We start from the raw sequence: 23045 nt of genomic DNA on the forward strand, positions 1-23045 counted from the left end.
GGGGCACCGGCTTGCGGACGCGGCGGCGGCGGCGCAAAGTGGTGCGACGCATCGTCGCAGCCGCTAAGATGCGCCCAGGCCGCATGGAGGCATAAGGATGGCATCGACCCAGGACCCTGTGACGCGACTCTTGCTGGTCGAGGACGACCCGATCAGTCGCACGTTCTTCCAAGTGACGCTGGAATCCCTGCCCGCGCAGGTCGATCTGGCCGACACCGTTTCCGCCGCGCTGGCCAGCGCGCAGGCGCACGAACACGACCTGTGGCTGATCGACGCCAACCTGCCCGACGGCAACGGCGCCGACCTGCTGCAGCGGCTGCAACGGCAGCGCCCCGGCACCCTGGCGCTGGCGCATACCGCCGATGCCAGCGGCGCGGTCCGCGACCACCTGCTCGGCGCCGGCTTCGCCGAGGTGCTGCTGAAACCGCTCAGTCCCGAACGCCTGCTGCAGGCGGTGCGCCGCTTGCTGGCGCGCGGCCGGGTCGGCGCTGCACCCAGCGCCGCGGAGGTGGCGGTGGACTGGGACGAGACCACCGCGCTGGTCGCGCTCAACGGCGAGCGCTCGCACCTGATCGCGCTGCGCGAACTGTTCCTGGCCGAACTGCCGGGCACCCGCGACGCGGTCGCCTCGGCGCTGCAGCTCAGCGACGAGCAGGCCGTGCGCAACCACCTGCACCGGCTGCAGGCCAGCTGCGGCTTCGTCGGCGCCGCACGGTTGGCGCGCGCGGTGCGCCAGCTGCAGGGCGACCCGGCCTCGTCGCAGGCGCGCAACCAGTTCAGCGAGGCGGTGGCGGCGTTGCTGCATTGAGCCGGGATTGGGGAGTGGGGAGTGGGGATTCGCAAAAGCGGGGGCGTCGGCATATTCGCCGCACGCGCCGCTCCCTGTAGGAGCGGCTTCAGCCGCGACACACGCCACCCGTAAGCCGGCACGCTGCGGGCGCGGTCGCGGCTGAACCCCCTCCTGCAGGCATCCGGCCGGGGGAAGCGCGGCTCAATCGGCCTTTGGCCTGGGCGCTTCAGGCGCTTCCGACGGCTCGGGCACCTCCGGCATTTCCACAGCCACTGCAGCGCGGCGCTGCTGGGCCAGGTCATGCAGCATCTCCCACGATTTCAGGCCGCGCCCGCCGAGGTGGTGCAGCAGCACCACGCGCATGCCGCGGCGCAGGCCGGGCAGATCCTCGGCCACCGGCATCTCGTCGGCAGCCAGCGCCAGCAGCGCGCGGCCGGTGGCCATGCCGCTGCGCTGGTCGTGGCCGCGGTCGCTGAGCAGGCGGCGCGGGCCGTGCTCGGCATCCAGCACGTAGCGCGCGGCCGGGTCGATCGGCTCGCCGTCGCCGTCGTGGCGCAGGTCGAAGCCCACGCCCAGGGCGTCCAGCAGGTCGCGCTCGAAGCAGCGCAGCGTCCACGCCAGCGGCGCCTCCGCGCCGAGCCGCGCACGCACCCGCGCGTAGGCCAGGTACAGGTCAGGCGCAGGGTCGTCGCGCGGCGCCAGGCGCAGGGTCAGTTCGTTGATGTAGAACCCGGCGAGCATGCCGTCGCCGCTCAGGCGCGGCGCCGTATCCAGCGCCTCGGCGGCACGCAGCTGGGCCAGCTCGCCGCGGCGCTGCGCGCTGAAGCGGATCGACTGCAACGGCTGCAGCGCGGCGCGCAACGGCTGGTTCTTCGGTCCCTGCACGCCCCGCGCCAGCACCCCCAGCCGACCGTAGCGCGCGCTCAGCACCTCGACCAGCAGGCTGGTCTCGCGCCAGGGGCGCGCATGCAGGACGAAGGCGGGTTCGTGTTCGATGAGCATGGACGCTTCGGGACTCGGGACTCGGGACTCGGGACTCGGGACTCGGGACTCGGGACTCGGGACTGCAGGATGATGTCCTGAGGCGAATCGCCGTCAAGCGATCCGATGAAAAAATATGCCGCTGCCTTCAAGCGGGAAACGGCCTTTTGCCGTTTCGGCCGGTGGCTTCCTGCAGGAGCGGCTTCAGCCGCGACGCCTTACCGGTGAGGCGTCGCGGCTGAAGCCGCTCCTACAGAAAGCGCGCATGCTGCGCACTTTCGAAAATCCCGAATCCCGGCTTTCCACAGCCGAACGGCTGGTCATCCCGAATCCCGAATCACCAATCCCGGCCCTACTCCCCGTACCCGAACGCCTTCAGCGCCGCCTCGTCGTCCGACCAGCCCTCGCGGACGCGGACCCAGGTCTCCAGGAACACCTTGGCGCCGAACAGGCGCTCCATCTGCTGCCGGGCCTTGGCGCCGATGTCCTTCAGGCGGGTGCCGCCCTTGCCGATCACGATCGCCTTCTGGCCCTCGCGCTCGACCCAGATCACCGCGCCGATGCGCAGCAGCGCGCCGTCCTCGGCGAAGCGCTCGATCTCCACCGTGGTCGCATACGGCAGTTCCTCGCCGAGCTGGCGCATCAGCTGCTCGCGCACCAGTTCGCCAGCCAGGAAGCGCTGGCTGCGGTCGGTGATCTCGTCCTCGCCGAACATCGCCGGCGCTTCCGGCACCAGCGCCAGCAGGTCGCGCACCAGCGCTTCCAGGCCCTTGCGCTTGAGCGCGGAGATCGGGTGCACCGCGGCGAAGCTGCGGCCGTCGCTGACCTGCTGCAGGAACGGCAGCAGCGCGGTCTTGTCCTTGAGCCGGTCGACCTTGTTCACCACCAGCACCACCGGGATGCCGGAATCGCTGAGCACGTTGAACGCCAGCGTGTCCTCCTCGTCCCAGCGCCCGGCCTCGATCACCAGCAGGCCGGCGTCCACGCCTTCCAGCGAGCCGCGCGCGGCGCGGTTCATGACCCGGTTCATCGCGCGCTTCTGCTCGCGGTGCAGGCCGGGGGTGTCGACCAGCACCAGTTGCCCCTCGGGGAAGCTGGCGATGCCCAGCAACCGGTGCCGCGTGGTCTGCGGCCGGTTGGAGACGATGCTGACCTTGGCGCCCACCAGGGCGTTGGTCAGGGTGGACTTGCCCACGTTGGGGCGGCCGATCACGGCCACGCTGCCGCTGCGGTAAGGAGGCGCTTGCTCGTTCACTTGCTCGAATCCAGTTGCTCGATGGCGGCGGCGGCGGCCTGTTGTTCGGCCAGCCGTCGCGAGGTGCCCTCGCCCTCGGTGACGAGGGCAGGCTCGGCGAGTACGCAGCGTACCCGGAATAGCTTGGCGTGGTCGTCGCCGGTTTCGCTGATCAGTTCGTAGCTCGGCAGCGTCCGCTGCCGGGCCTGCAGCCATTCCTGCAGGCGGGTCTTGGCGTCCTTCTCGGCCTTGCCTACCGGCAGTGCGGCCAGCGCCGTCTCGAACCAGGGCAGGATGACCGCACGGCAGGCCTCGAAACCGGCGTCCAGGTAGATCGCCGCGACCACCGCCTCGACCGCGTCGGCCAGGATCGAATCGCGGCGATGGCCGCCGGACTTCATCTCGCCCGGCCCCAGGGTCAGCCGCTCGCCCAGCTCCAGCTGGCGGCCGATGCCGGCCAGCGAGGCCTCGCGCACCAGTTCGGCGCGGGCGCGGGTCAGCGCGCCTTCGTCGGCCTTGGGCCAGCGCCGGTACAGCGCCTCGGCGATCATCTGGTTGACGATGCTGTCGCCGAGGAACTCCAGCCGCTCGTTGTGCGGCGCGCCGGCGCTGCGATGGGTCAGCGCCTGCGCCAGCAGCTGCGGGTCGGCGAAGCGGTGACCGATGCGGTCGCCGCGCAGGATGGTTTTACTCGCCACCGCGTTTCGTCAGGTCCTGGGTGACGTCGAACTTGCCGACCACGTCCAGGTTGGCGACCAGCGGCTTGCGCACCTCGTAGGCCACGTGCATCTTCCAGCCCGAATCGATGCGCTCGAGTTTGACGTCGTCCGGCTGCACGTTGTCCGCATAGCTGATGTCAAGACGGCGGAACAGCAGCGATTTGGCCTGCGCCGGATCCATGTCGCCGCTGCCGGCTTCGGCAGCCAGGCCCTTCATCGCCGAGCGCACCGCGTAGTACTCCATGTACATCGGGAACAGCTTCATGCCGATGTAGGCGAAGAATCCGACCACCGCCAACACGATCACGAACGAGGTCAAGGTCATGCCGCTTTGCTTGTGCTTCATCGCGCTTCCCCTTACGCCAGAAATCACTGGATACCGGTTCCGATCCGCGAGGGATCGAAACTGCCGCTGCAGAACCAGCCTTCGCAATTGAGCCAGACCAGGAACGCCTTGCCGCGCAGGTTCTCCTCGGGCAGGAAGTGGGTCTGGGTCCAGAACCGGCTGTCCTCGCTATTATCGCGATTGTCGCCCATCACGAAATACTGGCCCGCCGGCACCACCCAATCGCCCTGGCCGGCCGGATTGTTGCGGTCCAGCCATTCCAGCTCGGTGTGGGTGCGGCCCGGCAGGTATTCGGTGAGCAGCGTGGCGCCGGTCATCTCCGCGCCCTTGCCCTTGCCGACGTACTCGCCGCGCACCTGGTACTTCATCGGCGTGCCGTTGATGTACAGGGTATCGCCGTGGAAACCGATGCGGTCGCCGGGCAGGCCGATGACGCGCTTGATCCAGTTCTCGTCCGGCTTGTGCGGCGGCTTGAACACCACCACGTCGCCGCGCTTGGGCTCGCTGGTCGGGATCACCTTCTGGTTGGTGATCGGCAGGCGGAAGCCGTAGGCGAACTTGTTGACCAGGATGAAATCGCCGACCAGCAGGTTCGGCATCATCGAGCTGGACGGGATCTTGTACGGCTCGGCGATGAAGCTGCGCAGGATCAGCACCACCGCCAGCACCGGGAAGAACGCCCGCGAGTAATCCACGATCACCGGCTCGGTGTCCAGCAGGCCGGCGCGCGCGGCACGGCGCCTGGCGAAGAACAGCTTGTCCAGCAACCAGACGATGCCGGTGGCGAAGGTCAGGAGCACCAGCGCGATTTCAAACCATTTCATTCGTGTTCCTTCGGAACGGGATTTGGGATTGGGAATGTGGGGATTCGGCAGAGCGGGACATCGGCCAGGCTTGCGCGCTTGCCAATCCCCAATCGCGAATCCCCAATCCCGGCTACTTATCCATCTGCAGCACAGCCAGGAAGGCTTCCTGCGGGATCTCCACGCGGCCGACCTGCTTCATGCGCTTCTTGCCTTCCTTCTGCTTTTCCAGAAGCTTCTTCTTGCGCGAAACGTCGCCACCATAACATTTGGCCAGCACGTTCTTGCGCATCGCCTTGACCGTGCTGCGCGAGATGATCTGCGAGCCGACCGCGGCCTGGATCGCCACGTCGAACATCTGCCGCGGGATCAGGTCCTTCATCTTTTCGCACAGCTCGCGGCCGCGCCGGTCGGCATGGCTGCGGTGCACGATGATCGACAGCGCATCGACCTTGTCGCCGTTGATCAGGGTGTCCACGCGCACGAACGGGCCGGCGTCGAAGCGCAGGAAGTGGTAGTCCAGCGAGGCGTAGCCGCGCGACACCGACTTGAGCTTGTCGAAGAAATCCAGCACCACCTCGGCCATCGGCAGCTCGTAGCTGATCTGCACCTGGCTGCCCAGGTAGTTGATGCCGATCTGGCTGCCGCGCTTTTCCTCGCACAGGGTGATGATGTTGCCGACGTAGTCCGGCGGCGTGAGGATGTTGGCGCGGATGATCGGCTCGCGGATCTCCTCCACGTTGTTCAGCGGCGGCAGCTTGGACGGGTTGTCCATCGGGATCACGCTGCCGTCGGTCTTGAGCACCTCGTAGACCACGGTCGGCGCGGTCGAGATCAGGTTGAGGTTGTACTCGCGCTCCAGCCGCTCCTGCACGATCTCCATGTGCAGCATGCCGAGGAAGCCGCAGCGGAAGCCGAAGCCCATCGCCTCGGAGCTTTCCGGCTCGAAGCGCAGCGCCGCGTCGTTGAGGCGCAGCTTGTCCAGCGCCTCGCGCAGGTCCGGGTAGTCCTCGGCATCGACCGGGAACAGGCCGGCGAACACCCGCGGCTGCATCTCCTGGAAACCGGGCAGCGCGTGCGGCGCCGGGTCGGCGGCCAGGGTCAGGGTGTCGCCGACCGGCGCGCCGTGCACGTCCTTGATCGAGGCGTTGATCCAGCCCACTTCGCCGGCGCCCAGCGCGGGCAGCTCCTTGCGCTTGGGGGTGAACACGCCGACCTTGTCGACCAGGTGGGTGCGGCCGGTGGACATCACCAGGATCTTGCTGCCCGGCTTGATCTCGCCCTGCATCACCCGCACCAGCGAGACCACGCCCAGGTAGTTGTCGAACCACGAGTCGATGATCAGCGCCTGCAGCTTGTCGGTGTCGCGCGGCGTGGGCGGCGGGATGCGATGCACGATCGCCTCCAGCACCAGGTCCACGTTGAGCCCGGTCTTGGCGCTGACCGCCACCGCGTCCTCGGCGTCGATGCCGATCACCGCCTCGATCTCGGCCTTGGCGCGGGCGATGTCGGCGGTGGGCAGGTCGATCTTGTTGAGCACCGGCACCACTTCCAGGCCCTGCTCCACCGCGGTGTAGCAGTTGGCCACCGACTGCGCCTCCACGCCCTGCGCGGCGTCGACCACCAGCAGCGCGCCCTCGCAGGCGGCCAGCGAGCGGCTGACCTCGTAGGAGAAGTCGACGTGGCCGGGGGTGTCGATGAAGTTCAGCTGGTAGACCTGCCCGTCCTTGGCCGTGTACGGCAAGGACACCGACTGGGCCTTGATGGTGATGCCGCGTTCGCGCTCGATCGGGTTGGAGTCGAGCACCTGCGCTTCCATCTCGCGCGCCTGCAGGCCGCCACAGAGCTGGATGATGCGATCGGCCAGGGTCGATTTGCCGTGGTCGACGTGGGCGATGATGGAGAAATTGCGGATGTTCCGCATCGAATCAGAGGACATGAGGTGGGCGGCGGCCAGGACCGTCGTCAGGATAACGGGCCATTATCGCACGGTCGGGGCGATGCGGACGCCCGTGCCGCCCTGTCCCCCTGAAGCGCCAGGGACGCCGCCGCGCACGGCAAGAAAATCCAATGAAATCAAGGACGGCCAGCGAACCGGGGGTTCGCTGGCCGTCGTGCGTGCACTGCCTGGCTCTACGGCTCAGTCGACGCTGATCGCGATGAACTGGCTGGCCGGGCTGCCCGGCGCACGCACCAGCAGCATCACCACGTCGCCCTTCTTCGCGCCGGAGGTCAGCTTGTGGAACTGCGCCGGGCTGGACACCGGGGTGCGCCCGACCTGCAGCACGATCATGCCCGGGCGCAGCTGCGACTTGCTCGCCACCGCGCGGCTCACCTGCGCCACCTGCACGCCCTCGTCGGCGCGCAGGCCGAGCTTCTGCCGCACCGGCGCCGGGATCTCCTCCACGCTGATGCCCAGCGCGCTGCTCTCGGCGGCCTGCGGCGCAGGCGTTGCGCCGCCGCGGCCCGGCAACTGCTGGCCCATCGCCACGCCGTCGTCGCTGAGCTCGCTCAGGGTCACGCTGATGTCGCGCGGCTTGCCGTCGCGGATCACGGTGACCCGCGCCTTGCTGCCCGGCGGCAGCATGCCCACCAGCGGCGGCAGGTCTTCGCGCGTGTTGATCTTCTGCCCGTTGAAGGCAACGATGAAGTCGCCCGGCTCGATCCCGGCCTTGGCCGCGCCGCTGCCCGGCTGCACGCCGTTGACCAGCGCGCCGCGCGTGTCGGCCAGGCCCAGGCCCTTGGCCTCGACGTCGCTGATGTTCGGCTGCATGGTCACCCCGAGCATGCCGCGGCTGACCTTGCCGGTCTTCTTGATCTGCTCGACCGCGCTCATCGCCAGGTCGATCGGGATCGCGAAGCTGATGCCCATGTAGCCGCCGGAGGCGGAGAAGATCTGCGAGTTGATGCCGACCACCTCGCCGCGGGTATTGAGCAGCGGGCCGCCGGAATTGCCCTGGTTGATCGCCACGTCGGTCTGGATGAACGGCACGTAGCGCTGGTCGGCGTACGGGTTGCTGCGCCCGGTGGCGCTGACGATGCCGGCGGTGACCGAGTGGTCGAGGCCGAACGGCGAGCCGATCGCGACCACCCACTGCCCGGGCTTGAGCGTGTTGGAGTCGCCCACGCGCACCGTCGGCAGGTTCCTGCCGTCGATCTTCAGCAGCGCCACGTCGTACTGCTGGTCGCTGCCGACCACCTTGGCGGTGAACTCGCGGCGATCGGTCAGCTTGACCTTGACCTCGCTGGCGCCATCGACCACGTGGTGGTTGGTCAGCACGTAGCCGTCCGGCGAGATGATGAAGCCCGAGCCCATCGAACGCCCGCCGGGGGTGGCGTCGTCCTCGTCCGGCCCCTGCTGGCCGGGCGTGCCCGGCTGGCCCGGCATGCCGTCCGGCCCGAAGAAGCGGCGGAAGAATTCGGGGATCTGCGCATCGTCGGGCATGCCGCCGGCGCCGCTGCGCGTGGCCGCGACCTTGCGGCTGATGGTGGTCTCGACGTTGACCACGCCCGGCCCGACCTGTTCGACCAGGTTGGTGAAATCGGGCAGGCCGGCGACCAGCTGCGGCGCGGGCGCCGCACGCGCGGCCGGCGCCACGGCGGCGGGCGCGGCCGACTCGGGCTGCTGCGCGCAGGCGGCCAGCGGCAGGGTCAGGGCCAACACGCCCAGCAGATGGTTGCGGATACGGTGAGTCATCGGACGCGAGCCTCCGGTTCGGGAAAAGGGAAGGAAAACAGGGGCAGTGCCGCGGGCACCGCGCGCCGGAACGAAGCGCGGGCTTCGGCCGACGCCTGGGTTCAAGGCTGCTGCGGCAACGGCGCGGACGCCGCGTCGGCCGGCAACCGCGGCTCGAACGGATAGAACGCCGCCGACGCGCCCTGGCGCGGGAAACTGGCGGTGAACTCGCTGCCGGACGCGGCCGGCGCCAGCGCCGAGCGCGGCCATGGCCGTGCCTGCAGCGGTGCGGCCTGGTGCGCGAACGGATCGCCGACGTGTTGTTGCTGCTGTGCGACCACCGGCCCCGCCGCCGTCGGCGCGAGCGGCAATGCAGGCGTCGGCCGCGATGGCGTGGCCGCGGCGATCGCGCGCGCCGGTTCGGCAGCACGCGCGGCGCTGCTGCGCGCGGCCTGCTGGGTACGGGTCGCGCCGCGCCGGGCGGCGGCGTCCTGGCGACGGTTCGCGGCGATGGCCACCGCCGGCGCCGCGGCGACCGCCGCGCCGAGATCGCCCTGCGGATCGGCCGGCGCCGGTGCCGCCGGCACCTGCGGAACAGCGATGCGAGCCGCAGGCGCAGCAGGCGCAGGAGACGCGGAACTGGCGACCTGTGCCGGCGGCGCGATCGGCGCGGCGTCGGGCAGGCGCTCGCGGGTCATGAACAAGGCGATCGCGGCGACCGATGCCGCCAGCGCCGCGCTGCCGCCCCAGCGCCAGGAACGGCGGCTGCCGGCGGCGGCGCTGGCGCGCGCGGCGTCGGCGCGCTGCGCCTCGGCCGCCACCGCCTGGCGCACGCGCTCGCCGAAATCGGCCGGCGCCGGCATGCAGACGCGGCCGCGCAGGATGTCGCCGCACAGCTGCCAGCGCTCGTGGCAACCGGACAGCTCCTCGTCGTGCTGCAGCCGGCGCAGCACGAAGCGCGCCTCGTCGGCCGGCAGCTCGCCGTCGATCAGCGCGGACAGCTGCTGCCGGTAGTGCAGTTCGAACTTGTCCGGCGGCATGGCGCCGGGGGTCGGCTCGGGCTGGGGAATGGACGTGCTATCGGTCATACGCGGTGTCGCTCACGAGTGGCGCTGTCGGTATCCAGCAGGGGACGGAGTTCGGCGTCGATGGCTTCCCGCGCGCGGAAGATGCGCGAGCGCACCGTGCCGATCGGGCAACCCATCTTCTGCGCGATGTCCTCGTAGCTCATCCCGTCCACCTCGCGCAGAGTGATGGCGGTACGCAATTCTTCCGGCAACGCATCGACCGCCTTCATCACCGTCTGTTCCAGCTCCTGGCGCATCAGTTCGCGCTCGGGGGTGTCGGTGTCGCGCAGGCGCGTGCCGCTGTCGAATTGCTCGGCGTCGAGCACGTCGACGTCGTCGGTGGGCGGCCTGCGGTTGTGCGCAACCAGGTAGTTCTTGGCGGTGTTCACGGCGATACGGTGCAACCATGTAGAGAACTGGGCGTCGCCGCGGAAGTTCCCCATCGCGCGGTAGGCGCGGATGAAGGTGTCCTGGGCCACGTCCTGACATTCGCTCCAGTCGGCGATGTAGCGCCCGATCAGGCCGACGATCCGGTGTTGGTACTTGCGCACCAGCACATCGAACGCCGCGCTCTCGCCGCGCTGCACGCGCCGGACCAGTTCCAGGTCCAGCTCCTGAGGTGTTTCGACATCGGCCATAACGGGCCGCACTCCTGTCAGCCCAACCTACGTCGGACCATCTGACCGCCAATTCGGAAAAAAGTTCAGCGCCCCTGCGGACCGCCGCCCCACGACGTTAACCAGCATTCCGTTAGGCTGGCGCCACGCCAGCGGTCGCGGGACCCGCGTCACTCCCCTTTGGATTGGGATTTGACGCAACGGAAACAACCTCTGGATGATAACGATCTTCTCCATACACAAGCGGATGGTCCTCCCCATGCTCTCAGGCTTCGATGGGCTCCGATTCAGTCACTGGCAAGCGGATATCCGCGACGACGGCGTCGTCGTGCTCAGCCTCGACCGCCAGGACGCGCCCGTCAACGCGCTGTCGCAGGACGTGCTGCTGGAGCTGGGCGACCTGCTCGAGCGCATCGCCATCGACCCGCCCAAGGGCGTGGTGATCCGCTCGGCCAAGGCCAACGGCTTCATCGCCGGCGCGGACCTGAAGGAATTCCAGGAATTCGACCGCCGCGGCACCGTCAACGACGCGATCCGCCGCGGCCAGGCCACCTTCCAGAAACTCGCCGAACTGCCCTGCCCGACCGTGGCCGCGATCCACGGCTTCTGCATGGGCGGCGGCACCGAGATCGCGCTGGCGTGCCGCTACCGGGTCGCCTCCAGCGACGGCGCCACGCGCATCGGCCTGCCCGAGACCAAGCTCGGCATCTTCCCCGGCTGGGGCGGCAGCGCGCGCCTGCCGCGGCTGGTCGGCGCGCCGGCGGCGATGGACCTGATGCTGACCGGGCGCACCGTGTCGGCCTCGGCGGCACGGGCGATGGGCCTGGTCGACAAGGTCGCCGCGCCGGCGGTGCTGCTCGATACCGCGGTGGCGCTGGCCTTGACCGGCAGCGCGCGCCCGTTCAAGCAGCGCGCCACCGCCTGGGCCACCAACACCTGGCCGGCGCGCAAGCTGCTGGCGCCGCAGATGCGCAAGCAGGTGGCGCGCAAGGCGCGCAAGGAACACTACCCCGCGCCGTACGCGCTGATCGGCGTGTGGGAGCGCAGCGGCGGCGGCGGCATCCAGGCGCGGCTGGACGCCGAGCGCAAGGCGGTGGTCAAGCTGGCCAGCACGCCGACCGCACGCAACCTGATCCGCATCTTCTTCCTCACCGAGCGGCTCAAGGCGCTGGGCGGGAAAGACCATGGCATCCGCCACGTGCACGTGGTCGGCGCCGGGGTGATGGGCGGCGACATCGCCGCGTGGTCGGCCTACAAGGGCTTCGAGGTGACCCTGCAGGACCGCGAGCAGCGCTTCATCGATGGCGCGCTGAGCCGCGCCGGCGAGCTGTTCGCCAAGCGGGTCAAGGACGACAGCAAGCGCCCGGCGGTGGCGGCGCGGCTGAAGGGCGACCTGGCCGGCGACGGCGTGCCGGTGGCCGACCTGGTGATCGAGGCGATCATCGAGAACCCGCAGGCCAAGCGCGAGCTGTACCAGTCGCTGGAGCCGCGCATGCAGCCCAATGCGCTGCTCAGCACCAACACCTCCTCGATCCCGCTGACCGAACTGCGCGAGCACATCCAGCGCCCGGCGCAGTTCGCCGGCCTGCACTACTTCAACCCGGTGGCGCAGATGCCGCTGGTGGAGATCGTCTGCCACGACGGCCTGGCCGCGGACAACCAGAAGCGGCTGGCGGCGTTCTGCAAGGCGATCGACAAGCTGCCGGTGCCGGTGGCCGGCACCCCCGGCTTCCTGGTCAACCGGGTGCTGTTCCCGTACCTGCTGGAAGCGGCCACCGCCTACGCCGAGGGCATCCCCGGCCCGGCGCTCGACAAGGCCGCGGTGAAGTTCGGCATGCCGATGGGGCCGATCGAACTGATCGACACCGTGGGCCTGGACGTGGCCGCCGGGGTCGGCGCGGAACTGGCGCCGTTCCTGGGCCTGCCGATTCCCGCGGCGCTGCAGACGGTGGAGCCGGGCAAGCGCGGCAAGAAGGACGGCCAGGGCCTGTACGCCTGGGAGAACGGGCGGGCGAAGAAGCCGGAACTGGCCAAGGACTACCAGGCGCCGGCCGACCTGGAAGACCGCCTGATCCTGCCGCTGCTCAACGAGGCGGTGGCCTGCCTGCACGAGGGCGTGGTCGCCGATGCCGACCTGCTCGACGCCGGGGTGATCTTCGGCACCGGCTTCGCCCCGTTCCGCGGCGGCCCGATCCAGCACATCCGCGCCGCCGGCGCCGATGCGCTGCTGGAACGGCTGCGCGCGCTGCAGGCGCGCTACGGCGAGCGCTTCGCGCCGCGCCCGGGCTGGGATGCGCCGGCGCTGCGCGAGCCGGTGGCCTGAGTCCGGTTCGACGCGTTTTATTCCAGGTCGTTTCGGCTACCTGGACCATTGTGGGAGCGACTTCAGTCGCGACGGGCTTTACCGGTAAGGCCCGTCGCGACTGAAGTCGCTCCCACAAGTAGCACCTTCCACCTGCCCCATTCCAGACCCGCAGCGACCCGACTCAGGAATGCGAATGCCCATGCGCGCCATGCGCATGGCCGTCGTGCGCGTCGTGATCGTGATCCGCATGCGCCTCGTGCGTCCCAGCCGCCGCGCGCGCCGGCGTCCCGCACGGTGGCGCGCCGCAATGCCCGGCTTCCATCTGCAGGGTGACGTGGTCGATGTCGAAGCGCGCATGCAGGCCGTCGCACAGCGCCGCGCGCAAGGCATCGCTGTCGGTGCCGTCGGCGACCACCACGTGCGCGGTCAGCGCCGGCGTGCTGGAGGCCAGCGCCCACACGTGCAGGTCGTGCACGTCCTCCACGCCGGGGACGCCATGCAGATAGCCGCGCACCGCGGCCATGTCCATGCCCTTGGGCACGCCTTCCAGCAGCACGTTGACCGCCTCGCGCAGCAGCACCCAGGTCCGCGGCAGCACCCACAGGCCGATCAGCACCGCCAGGATCGGATCGATCACCTTCCAGCCGGTGAGGCGGATCGCCAGCGCGCCGGCGATCACCGCCACCGAGCCGAGCATGTCGCTCCACACTTCCAGGTAGGCGCCCTTCATGTTCAGGCTCTCGCCGCTGCCGGCCTTGAGCAGGCGCATCGAGATCAGGTTGATCAGCAGGCCGAACGCGGCGATGCCGAGCATGCCGACCGTGGCCACCTCCTGCGGCTGGCGGAACCGCTGCACCGCCTCCCACAGGATGTAGGCGGCGACCACGAACAACAGGCCGCCGTTGACCAGCGCGCCCAGCGCCTCCAGCCGCGCGTAGCCGTAGGTGCGCTTGGCGTCGGGCGGGCGCCGGCTCAGCCGCACCGCGACCAGCGCGATCATCAGCGCCAGGGTGTCGGTGGCCATGTGCGCGGCATCGGACAGCAGCGCCAGGCTGTTGGTCAGGAACGCGCCGGCGATCTCCACCAGCAGGAACGTGGCGGTCAGCCCCAGCGCCCACCACAGCGGTTTCTCGTGGCGGATCTCGGTCGGTGCGTGGCTGTGATCGTGTCCCATGAGCTGGCCTGGCAGGTACCTGCGAAGAAGATGCGCCACCTTAGATCGGCCCTGCCGCGGAGACTATTACACCGCCCCCGCAGGTCGACAACCGCTGCGGCAACGCGCGCGGATGGCGCTCGACCCTGCGCTTGCGGCGCGATATGCGGCGCTACGGATCGATGGGAAATTGCGGCGATGCGTCGTCGACGCAGGCCCAACGTCACGATGCCCGGGCCATGACGCATCCGCGATGCCGGCGGCATGCCGCATGCGCACGAAAATGCCGCGCATCACGGCAGCCACCACAGCAGCAACGCGCTGAGTCCGGCCAGCGCCAGCAGCGACAGCGTGCCCGCGGCCAGCACGCGGCCGCCGGAGGCCAGCACCGAGCGCAGGTTCACCGACAGGCCCAGCGCCGCCATCGCCACCAGGGTCAGCAGCGCGGACAGGCGTTGCGCCGCGTTCGCCATTGCCTGCGGCAACAGGCCGCAAGAGCGCAGCAGCATCATGCCGATGAAGCCCAGCACGAACCACGGCAGCACGCGGTGCAGCGGCAAGCGCGCGGCGCCGGGCCGGCCGGCGGTCAGCCCGAGCAACAACATCACCGGCCCCAGCATCAGCACCCGCATCAGCTTGACCAGGGCGCCGACCTGCGCGCTGACCGCCCCCACCGGCAGCGTCGCCGCCAGCACCTGCGGCACCGCGTACACGGTCATGCCGGCGAGGATCCCGTAATGGCGCTGGTCCAGGCCGAACAGCGGCACCGCCAGCGGCAAGGCCAGCACCACCACGATTCCCAATGCCGCGGTGAACGCGATCGACGCGGCCACGTCGTCCGAATCGGCATCGATCACCGGCGCCGCGGCGACGATCGCCGAATTGCCGCAGATCGCATTGCCGCACGCCACCAGCGTGGCCAGCCGCGCCGGCAGGCCGAGCGCGCGGCCGATGCCGTAGCCGATGCCGATCGCCAGCAGCACGGTGGCCGCGATCAGCCCCAGCAGCAGCCCGCCGGCCGCCCCGACCGCACCGATGCCGACCGACGCGCCGAGCAGCACGATCGCCGCTTCCAGCGGCAGCTTGGCGGCGAAGGCGATGCCGGCGTCGAGCCGCGCCGGCAGCGCCGAGACCGTACGCAGCAGCGTGCCGAGCACGATCGCGACCACCAGCGCGTCGATCCATGGCCGGCCCAGCCAGCGCAGCTGCAGGCGCTGCGCCAGCATCGCCAGCGCCGCCACCGCGCTCGCCAGCAACAGGCCCGGCAACAACGCCGTGCCTTTGTTCAGTGCCCTGTGCATTGCCGCCACCGTCTCGAAGTGGCGGCAGGATGCGCCCGCCGATCCTGTCATTCCATCGGATAATGCTGGATAGTTCGTTCGGCCCAATCGAATGATCCCGCCATGACCCTGGAACAACTCGCCCTGTTCGTCGCCGTCGCCGAACGCCAGCACCTGACCCTGGGCGCGCAGGCCGCGCATCGCACGCCGTCGGCGGCCAGCGCCGCGATCAAGGCGCTGGAAACCCAGTACGGCGTACCGCTGTTCGACCGCGTCGGGCGCGGCATCGCGCTGACCGCCGCCGGTGCGGCGTTCCTCGAGGAAGCCAAGGCGATCCTGGCGCGCACCCGCGCCGCGCAACTGGCCTTGAGCGAGTGGCGCGGCGTGCTGCGCGGCACCCTGGACCTGCACGCCAGCCAGACCGTGGCCAGCTACTGGCTGCCGGTCAGGCTGATGGCGTTCCATGCGCGTTTCCCGCAGATCCAGATCCGCCTCAGCGTCGGCAACACCGAGAGCGTGGCGCGCGCGGTGGCCGAGGGGCGCGCGGAACTGGGGTTCGTCGAAGGCGGCGTGCACGATCCGCGATTGCAGCTGTCCGCGCTCGGCCACGACCGCCTGGTGGTGGTCGCCGCACCGACGCATCCCTTGGCCGGACGCCTGCGCCTGGGCCTGCCGCGGCTGGCCGAGGCCAGCACCTGGATCATGCGCGAAGCCGGCTCGGGCACGCGCTCGGAATTCGAAGCGGCGCTGCGCGCGGCGGGCGTCGCCCCGGAACGCCTGCGCGTGGCGTTGACGCTGCCGTCGAACGAGGCGGTGCTGTCGGCGGTGCATGCCGGCCACAGCCTGGCGGCGATCTCGCAACTGGCGGCCGCGCCGTGGCTGGAGAGCGGCCGCCTGCAGCGCGTCGGCGCGGCGCTGGGCGCGCGCAGCTTCCACGCGCTGCGCCATCGCGAACGCAGCCTGGGCGCGGCCGCCGCGGCCTTGCTCGACAGCGGCGACACCGCCGAGGCAAGCCGCTGACAGCGATCGCGCATCGCGGCCGCCGCGGCGATACGGCCCGCGATGCGCCGGCGTCGCGCGCGGCCGCCCGGCATCGTCCTGGCACCTGGACCGCCGCGCGCCACGCCAGGCCAAGCGCGGATGCCGCATTGCCGCATGCCGATCAATTCCAAAATGAGATAGCCGGCAGCAAATGCTTCATTGGAATGGAATGGCAGCCACTCCTATGCTCGCTCCCATTCCAGACAACCGGAGCGGCGGACGGAGGCCACGTCCGCCAGCGACGGGCGACCGGAACGCAACACGCCTCGTGCCGCGAGGCGACGATGCACCACCCTTTTCGCAATGTCCGCGCGTACAGGCCTGCGGCCCGCCAGCGCGGCCAGGACCGGATTGCCGGTCCCCATTCCAACTTGCTCGGTAACTTTCGTCCTGGGAGGGAACAAAGATGCCTTTCGAACAACAGCGTCGCCCGGCTTGCCGGCGCGCGCAGCACCAAGTCGCCCGCACGCTGCTCGGCTCGGCCATCGTCCTGGCCCTGGCCAGCGCCTTCGGCGCGCATGCGCAGACCGCCAGCGCCGATCCGGCGCCGCCCGCCGGCACCGCGAACGGCGATGCCGGGCAGGCGCCGGTCACCCTGGACAACGTGATGGTGATCGGCCAGCGCGCCAGCCTCGACCAGGCCGTGCAGGCCAAGCAGCTCGACGACCACGTGGTCGAGGTGATCTCCGCCGACAACATGGGGCAGATGCCCAATGTCACCGTGGCCGAGGCGCTGGTGCGCCTGCCCGGCGTCAACGGCACCCGCGACCGCGGCAACGAAAGCCTGGCCACGGTGCGCGGCCTGGGTCCGCGCATGACCATGGGCACGGTGAACGGCCGCGAGATCGCCTCCTCCGAACCCAACCGCGCGGTGCGCTGGGAAGTGTTCCCCACCGAGATCGTCTCCACGGTCAAGGTCTACAAGACCCCGTCGGCGGACCTGGTGGCCGGCGGCATCGCCGCCACGGTGGACATCTCCACGATCAGCCCGCTCGACCATACCGGCCCCAGCTTCGTCGGCACCGCCGGCCCGATCTACTACGACGAAGCCAAGGACGTGGACGGCTATTCGCCCTGGGGCAACCGCCTCGGCGCCAGCTGGATCCACCGCTTCAACGACAACCTGGCCATCGCCCTCGGCGCCACCTACCAGAAGCAGAAGAACGCCGGCGTCTCGATCGGCAGCTGGGGCTATACCGACGACAGCAATGCGCGCGACGTCGATGGCGACGGCAAGGTCGACTACACGCCGTGGGGCGCGGCCGACCAGCTCAAGCTGACCGAACAGACCCGCACCGGCGCGATGGGCACGGTGCAGTGGCGCTCGGGCAACCTCGAACTCAAGCTCGACGGCCTGTACTCGCGGATCAAGATCGACGAGGACCAGCGCCAGAACTGGTTCAACAACCTCGGCTACAGCATCTTCTCGGCCAGCAATCCGTACACCACGCCCGGCTCGTCCTACACCATCGTCGACGGCGACGTGGTCGCCGCCACGCTGGCCAATTCCAACCTGCAGGTGGACCACGTCATCAGCCACTACAGCGAGGTCAAGACGCTCGCCGCCGGCGGCCTCAATGCGAAGTGGAGCGGCGACGTGTGGACCCTGGGCGGCGACCTGTCGTTCTCGCAGGCCAAGCGCGACAACGACTGGCGCGCGGTGCGCTTCGGCAGCAATCCGGACACCGTGTCCTTCGATTTCCGCCACGGCGTCACCCCCACCATCAGCACCAGCTCCGACACCCCGGAATGGGGCATCAGCGGACAGACCGAGCCGCAGGCGCTGCGCGACCGGATCGCGGCGCTGGCGCTCAGCGCCAGCCGCAGCATCGAGGATTCGCCGATCACCGCGCTGCAGTTCGGCGCGCGCGCGGCGCGGCGCGAGAAGCAGAACCGCCACTTCACCAGCTTCCAGTCCGGCTACGACCAGCCGATCTCCGCCTACCAGGACCTGATCTATCCGGTGCAGATGCCCGACCTCAACGTGCCGACGCTGACCGGCGGCGACCTGGATGCGATCGCCAGGCTCGGCTTCGGCGGCTTCGACCCGAGCCTGGCCAACGAGCAGTTGCTGGACCACTGGAACGTCGAGGAGAACGTGCGCGAAGCCTTCGCCAAGGCGGTGTTCAGTTCGCAATGGTTCGGCATCGACGTCACCGGCAACGCCGGCGTGCGCGTGGTCCACACCGACACCACCAGCGACGGCTACGACACCGTCGGCGGCGTGGTCCAGCCCAGCAGCGCCAGCAACGACTACACCGACGTGCTGCCCAGCGCCACGCTCAACTTCCTGCTCGACGACGAACGCATCCTGCGCTTCTCGGTGGCCAAGGTGATCGCGCGCCCGCCGCTGGACGAACTGCGCACCGGCCGCGCGCTCGACGATCCCAACACCACCGTCGGCCAGCTCACCGGCAGCGGCGGCAACCCGCAGCTGGATCCGTTCCGCGCCACCCAGGTCGACCTGTCCTACGAGTGGTACTTCCACAAGGAAGCGCTGGCCGCGCTGGCGCTGTACCGCAAGTGGGTGGACTCGAGCATCGGCTACAAGACCCAGCACGAGACCATCGACGGCCGCGACTACCTGATCAGCGGCCCGTTCAACGGCGGCGGCGGCTACATCAACGGCGCCGAGCTGACCTTCCAGACCCCGTTCTTCTTCATCCCGCACATGGAGAACTTCGGCGTCTACTCGAACTATTCCTACGTCGAGTCCAACCTGCACGAGTTCTCGCCGGCCGACGACCCGTTGCCGCTCAGCGGCCTGGCACGCAACACCGGCACCTTCGACCTGTGGTACAGCAACAGCAAGTTCGAAGCGCGGGTGGGCTACAAGTACCACAGCCCCTACACCGTGGTGTACGGCTGGAACGCCGCGCGCCTGGCGCGGCTGGAAAGCGAAGGCACGGTGGACCTGAGCCTGGCCTGGCGCTTCAGCGAGCACCTGGGGCTGAAGTTCCAGGTCGGCAACCTGACCAACGAGCCGCTGCGCGCCTACAGCGACAACAAGCGCAACCGCCTGGCCAACCAGGACGACGGCGGCTACCAGTTGTTCGGCCGCCGCTTCGCGCTGGAAGCGACCTACACGTTCTGAGCCTTTCTGCCGCAGGTACCGCATGCCGCACACACGCCGTCACTGGCTGCCAGCGCTCGCGCTGGCCCTCGCCGCCGCCCTCGCCTCCGCCGCCGCTGGCGCCGGTCCGCTGTACCTGGGCGCCGACCTGTCCTACGTCAACGAGATGGAGGACTGCGGCGTGCAGTACCGCGAGCACGGCACGGTGCAGGACCCGTTCGTCCTGTTCCATGCGCACGGCGCCAACCTGGTGCGCGTGCGCCTGTGGAACGATGCGCGCTGGACCCGCTACAGCGACCTGAGCGACGTCAAGAAGACCATCCGCCGCGCCCGCGCGCAGGGCATGCAGGTGTTGCTGGACTTCCACTACTCCGACGACTGGGCCGACGGCGAGAAGCAGTTGATCCCCAAGGCCTGGGCCGCGATCACCGACCAGGACGAACTGGCGCGCACGCTGTACGGCTACACCTACGACACGCTGAGCGCGCTGGACCGCGCCGGGCTGATGCCGGAGCTGGTGCAGGTCGGCAACGAGAGCAACTCGGACCTGATGGACAGCCAGCCGTGGGACAAGCGGCGGCCGATCGACTGGACGCGCAACGCCAAGCTGCTGCGCGCCGGCATCCAGGCGGTGCGCGACGCCGGCGCGCGTTCGGCGATCAAGCCCAAGGTGATGCTGCACATCGCCCAGCCGGAGAACGTCGAGCCGTGGTTCGCCGCGGCCAGCAAGGCCGGCGTGGGCGATTTCGACTTCATCGGCATCAGCTATTACCGCAAGTGGTCCAGCGAATCGATGGCCGGGCTCGGCGCCACCATCAAGCGCCTGCGCCAACGCTACCCGGCCGAGGTGATGGTGGTGGAGACCGCCTACCCATGGACGCTCGCCAGCGGCGACACCTCGCACAACCTGCTGGGCGAGGACTCGCTCATCCGCGGCTACCCGGCCACGCCGCAGGGCCAGCTGGACTACCTGGTCGACCTCACCCAGCTGGTGATCGACAACGGCGGCAGCGGCGTCGTGTACTGGGAACCGGCCTGGACCAGCAACAGCTGCAAGACGCGCTGGGGCACCGGCTCGTCGTGGGAGAACGCCAGCTTCTTCGATTTCGCGCACGGCAACGAACTGCTGCCCGGCATCGGCTTCATGCGTCACGCCTACCGGCCCGCGCCGCAGGCCAGGACCGACGCGGCGCCGGCGCCGCACGCACAGGACCCGCAACCATGATCGAACTGAGCCGACGCGACCTGCTGCGCTCGCTGGTCGCCGGCGGCGTGCAGGCGGCCGTTCCCGGCGCGGCCGCGGCCTTGGCGCCGGCGGCACTGGCCGCGAGTCCCAGCGACGCGGGCCCGGCGCTGGCGCCGATGCTGGACGAGGACACGCAAGCGCCGCGCGAACGCCTGCTGTGCGACTTCGGCTGGCGTTTCCATCTCGGCCATGCCGACGATCCGGCGCGCGACTTCAACTTCGGTACGTTCCAACGCACCTACGCCAAGGCCGGCAAGGACACCGCCGACGCGGCCCTGCCCGGCTTCGACGACAGCGCCTGGGACGCGATCGACCTGCCGCACGACTGGGCGGTGGCGCTGCCGCCGCGCCAGGATCCCGTCTCCGCCAGCATCCTGATCGACGACCCGGCCGCCGCGCACGGCTACAAGCCGCTCGGCCGCAACGACCCGCAGACCAGCATCGGCTGGTACCGGCGCGAACTGGAGATCCCGGCGGCCGATCTCGGCAAGCGGATCTGCCTGGAATTCGACGGCGTGTTCCGCGACTGCATCGTGTTCTGCAACGGCCACATCGTCGGCCGCAACGCCAGCGGCTATTGCGGCTTCGAGGTCGACCTCAGCGACGTGCTCGACTACGGCAAGCGCAACGTCATCGCCGTGCGCGTGGACGCCACCCTGGGCGAGGGCTGGTTCTACGAGGGCGCGGGCATCTATCGCCACGTGTGGCTGCGCAAGACCGATGCGCTGCACCTACCGACGGATGGCGTGTTCGTGCGCAGCCCGTGGCAAGGCGGCGCCGCGCAGGCGCTGGTCAGCACCGAGGTCGGCAACAGCGGCGCCGAACCGCGCAGTTGCAGCGTCACCTCGGTGATCCGCGCGCCGGACGGGCGCATCGTCGCGCGCGCGACCGCCGCGCCGGTCACCGTGGCCCCGGGCCTGGTGCAGCGCGTGGAACAGACGCTGGATCTCGGTGCGCCGGCGCTGTGGTCGCCGGACACGCCGCAGCGCTACACCCTGTCCACCCACCTGCACGGCGACGGCCGCGCCTGCGACGCGCTGAGCACGCGCTTCGGCGTGCGCAGCCTGCAGTTCGATCCGCAGCGCGGCCTGCTGCTCAACGGCGCGCCGTTCAAGCTGCACGGCACCAACAACCACCAGGACCATGCAGGCGTCGGCACCGCCATTCCCGACCGCCTGCACGAATGGCGCCTGCGCCAGCTCAAGTCGATGGGCTGCAATGCCTACCGCAGCTCGCACAACCCGGCCGCAGCGGAAGTGCTGGAGCTGTGCGACCGCCTCGGCCTGCTGGTCATCGACGAAACCCGGCGCATGTCCTCCGACAGCGAGGCGCTGGCGGAACTGGAAACGATGGTGCGGCGCGGCCGCAACCATCCCTGCGTGATGCTGTGGTCGCTCGGCAACGAGGAACCGCAGATGGTCACCGCGCGCGGTGCGCGCATCGTCGCGCGCATGCAGCGCCTGGTGCGGCGCCTGGACCCGACCCGCCCCACCACCTTCGCGATGGACAAGGGCTTCGACGACGGCGTCGGCCAGGTGGTGGACGTGGTCGGCTTCAACTACCGCACCCCGCAGATGGACGCGTTCCACGCGCGCCATCCCGACATCCCGGTCTACGGCAGCGAAACCGGCAGCACCGTCGGCGTGCGCGGCAACTACCGCACCGACGACACGCGCGGCTACGCCCGCGCCTACGACCTGGACTACCCGTGGTGGGCCAGCAGCGCCGAAGCCTGGTGGAGCTACGTCGCGCAACGGCCGTACATCGCCGGCGGCTTCGTCTGGACCGGCTTCGACTACCGCGGCGAACCCACCCCGTACAACCGCTGGCCGAACGTGGCCTCGCAGTTCGGCATCCTCGACAGCTGCGGCTTCCCCAAGGACAACTACTGGTACTACCGCGCGCAATGGACCCGCGAGCCGGTGCTGCACCTGTTCCCGCACTGGAACTGGGACGGCCTGCTGGACGAGGTCGACAACGGCATGGTCGACGTCTGGTGCCACAGCAACCTGGACGCGGTGGAACTGCTGGTCAACGGCGCCAGCCAGGGCCTGCAGCAGGTGCCGGCGTACGGCCACGTCGAATGGCGGGTGAAGTACGCACCCGGCACGCTCGAAGCGCGCGGCTACCGCGACGGCAAGCAGGTGCTGGTGCAGACCCGCCAGACCGTCGGCGCCCCGGCCGCCGTGCGCCTGCGCAGCGATCGCCCGGAGTTGCTGGCCGATGCCGAGGACGTCGCCGTGGTCGCGGTCGAGATCGTCGACGCGCAGGGCCGCGTCGTCCCCACCGCCGACACCGCCGTGCGCTTCGCCGTACGCGGCCCCGGCCGGCTGATCGGCCTGGGCAACGGCGACCCGGCCAGCCACGAGAACGACAAGGGCGACAGCCGCCGCGCGTTCAACGGCCTGTGCATGGCGTTGCTGCAGACCACGCGCACGGCCGGCACCCTGGTACTGGAAGCGAGCGCACCCGGGCTGGCGCCTGCGCGGCTGGCGTTGAAGACCGTGCGCAGCAAGCCGCGGCCGTTCGTGGCCTGACGCGGGCGCGCGCTTTCAAGGCATCGCGCCACGCACGCACGGCGGGCGCCGCGCGCGCCCGACTCCACCCCTCCTGCGCAGGCGCGCAGGCGCATCCTCTTCGCTCCGCCCATGCGGTGGCCGGAGCGATGGCGACGCGCGTCTGGGGAAGCCGCCGACGCTTCATCCCGAAACCGA

17 protein-coding genes are annotated in these 23045 nt (G+C 70.0%); 6 read left to right on the plus strand and 11 right to left on the minus strand.

Features of this window, described 5'->3' with window-relative positions:
- The first annotated feature begins 91 nt into the window (after positions 1-91).
- Positions 92-808 carry a response regulator transcription factor gene (locus tag AB3X10_RS15705; protein WP_369981858.1) on the plus strand — a complete coding sequence of 239 codons (717 nt, stop codon included), beginning with the start codon at positions 92-94 and terminating at the stop codon, positions 806-808.
- A gap of 183 nt (positions 809-991) precedes the next feature.
- On the opposite strand, the gene recO is transcribed toward AB3X10_RS15705, so the two are convergent.
- The 9 genes from recO to rpoE form a co-directional block, all read right to left on the minus strand.
- Positions 992-1792, minus strand: a complete 801-nt coding sequence (gene recO, locus AB3X10_RS15710; protein ID WP_369976176.1) for a DNA repair protein RecO — start codon at positions 1790-1792, stop codon at positions 992-994.
- Between the two features lie 331 nt (positions 1793-2123).
- Entirely contained in the window at positions 2124-3026 is a 903-nt protein-coding gene (gene era / locus AB3X10_RS15715; RefSeq protein WP_369976177.1) for a GTPase Era, read from the minus strand.
- Entirely contained in the window at positions 3023-3703 is a 681-nt protein-coding gene (gene rnc, locus AB3X10_RS15720; protein WP_369976178.1) for a ribonuclease III, read from the minus strand. The genes era and rnc overlap by 4 nt, the downstream gene beginning before the upstream one ends.
- A complete protein-coding gene (locus tag AB3X10_RS15725) occupies positions 3693-4070 on the minus strand; it encodes a DUF4845 domain-containing protein (RefSeq protein WP_369976180.1) in 378 nt (125 codons plus the stop codon). The genes rnc and AB3X10_RS15725 overlap by 11 nt, the downstream gene beginning before the upstream one ends.
- A gap of 23 nt (positions 4071-4093) precedes the next feature.
- Positions 4094-4894, minus strand: coding sequence for a signal peptidase I (gene lepB / locus AB3X10_RS15730; RefSeq protein WP_369976181.1), 801 nt, complete (start codon positions 4892-4894; stop codon positions 4094-4096).
- Between the two features lie 112 nt (positions 4895-5006).
- Positions 5007-6797: a translation elongation factor 4 gene (lepA, locus tag AB3X10_RS15735; RefSeq protein ID WP_369981860.1), complete on the minus strand. Its 1791-nt coding sequence runs from the start codon at positions 6795-6797 to the stop codon at positions 5007-5009.
- A gap of 216 nt (positions 6798-7013) precedes the next feature.
- Positions 7014-8570 carry a DegQ family serine endoprotease gene (locus AB3X10_RS15740; RefSeq protein ID WP_369976182.1) on the minus strand — a complete coding sequence of 519 codons (1557 nt, stop codon included), beginning with the start codon at positions 8568-8570 and terminating at the stop codon, positions 7014-7016.
- 101 nt (positions 8571-8671) lie between these two features.
- Positions 8672-9637: a sigma-E factor negative regulatory protein gene (locus AB3X10_RS15745; protein WP_369976183.1), complete on the minus strand. Its 966-nt coding sequence runs from the start codon at positions 9635-9637 to the stop codon at positions 8672-8674.
- Positions 9634-10254 (minus strand): RNA polymerase sigma factor RpoE, encoded by a 621-nt coding sequence (gene rpoE, locus AB3X10_RS15750; RefSeq protein ID WP_369976185.1) that lies wholly within the window; start codon positions 10252-10254, stop codon positions 9634-9636. The genes AB3X10_RS15745 and rpoE overlap by 4 nt, the downstream gene beginning before the upstream one ends.
- Positions 10255-10492: 238 nt before the next feature.
- Here rpoE and AB3X10_RS15755 point away from each other — a divergent pair, with 238 nt between their 5' ends.
- The gene (locus AB3X10_RS15755) at positions 10493-12556 is read left to right on the plus strand and encodes a 3-hydroxyacyl-CoA dehydrogenase NAD-binding domain-containing protein (RefSeq protein ID WP_369976187.1); all 2064 of its coding nucleotides are present in this window, start codon (positions 10493-10495) and stop codon (positions 12554-12556) included.
- 163 nt (positions 12557-12719) lie between these two features.
- Here AB3X10_RS15755 and AB3X10_RS15760 read toward each other — a convergent pair whose 3' ends face one another.
- Both AB3X10_RS15760 and AB3X10_RS15765 read right to left on the minus strand, forming a co-directional pair.
- Positions 12720-13712: a cation diffusion facilitator family transporter gene (locus AB3X10_RS15760; RefSeq protein WP_369976188.1), complete on the minus strand. Its 993-nt coding sequence runs from the start codon at positions 13710-13712 to the stop codon at positions 12720-12722.
- A 272-nt stretch (positions 13713-13984) separates the two neighbouring features.
- Positions 13985-14992, minus strand: coding sequence for a YeiH family protein (locus AB3X10_RS15765; RefSeq protein WP_369976190.1), 1008 nt, complete (start codon positions 14990-14992; stop codon positions 13985-13987).
- 102 nt (positions 14993-15094) lie between these two features.
- Here AB3X10_RS15765 and AB3X10_RS15770 point away from each other — a divergent pair, with 102 nt between their 5' ends.
- The 4 genes from AB3X10_RS15770 (at position 15095) to galA (ending at position 22868) form a co-directional block, all read left to right on the plus strand.
- Positions 15095-15991, plus strand: a complete 897-nt coding sequence (locus AB3X10_RS15770; protein WP_369976192.1) for a LysR substrate-binding domain-containing protein — start codon at positions 15095-15097, stop codon at positions 15989-15991.
- A gap of 427 nt (positions 15992-16418) precedes the next feature.
- Complete coding sequence (locus AB3X10_RS15775; protein WP_369976193.1) at positions 16419-19106, plus strand: TonB-dependent receptor; 2688 nt, start codon at positions 16419-16421, stop codon at positions 19104-19106.
- 22 nt (positions 19107-19128) lie between these two features.
- Positions 19129-20310: a glycoside hydrolase family 53 protein gene (locus AB3X10_RS15780; protein WP_369976194.1), complete on the plus strand. Its 1182-nt coding sequence runs from the start codon at positions 19129-19131 to the stop codon at positions 20308-20310.
- A complete protein-coding gene (galA, locus tag AB3X10_RS15785) occupies positions 20307-22868 on the plus strand; it encodes a beta-galactosidase GalA (RefSeq protein WP_369976196.1) in 2562 nt (853 codons plus the stop codon). Before AB3X10_RS15780 ends, galA begins: the two co-directional genes overlap by 4 nt.
- The last annotated feature ends 177 nt before the right edge of the window (positions 22869-23045 follow it).

Origin of the sequence: Xanthomonas sp. DAR 80977 (assembly GCF_041240605.1) — a bacterium.
Taxonomy (GTDB): domain Bacteria; phylum Pseudomonadota; class Gammaproteobacteria; order Xanthomonadales; family Xanthomonadaceae; genus Xanthomonas_A; species Xanthomonas_A bundabergensis.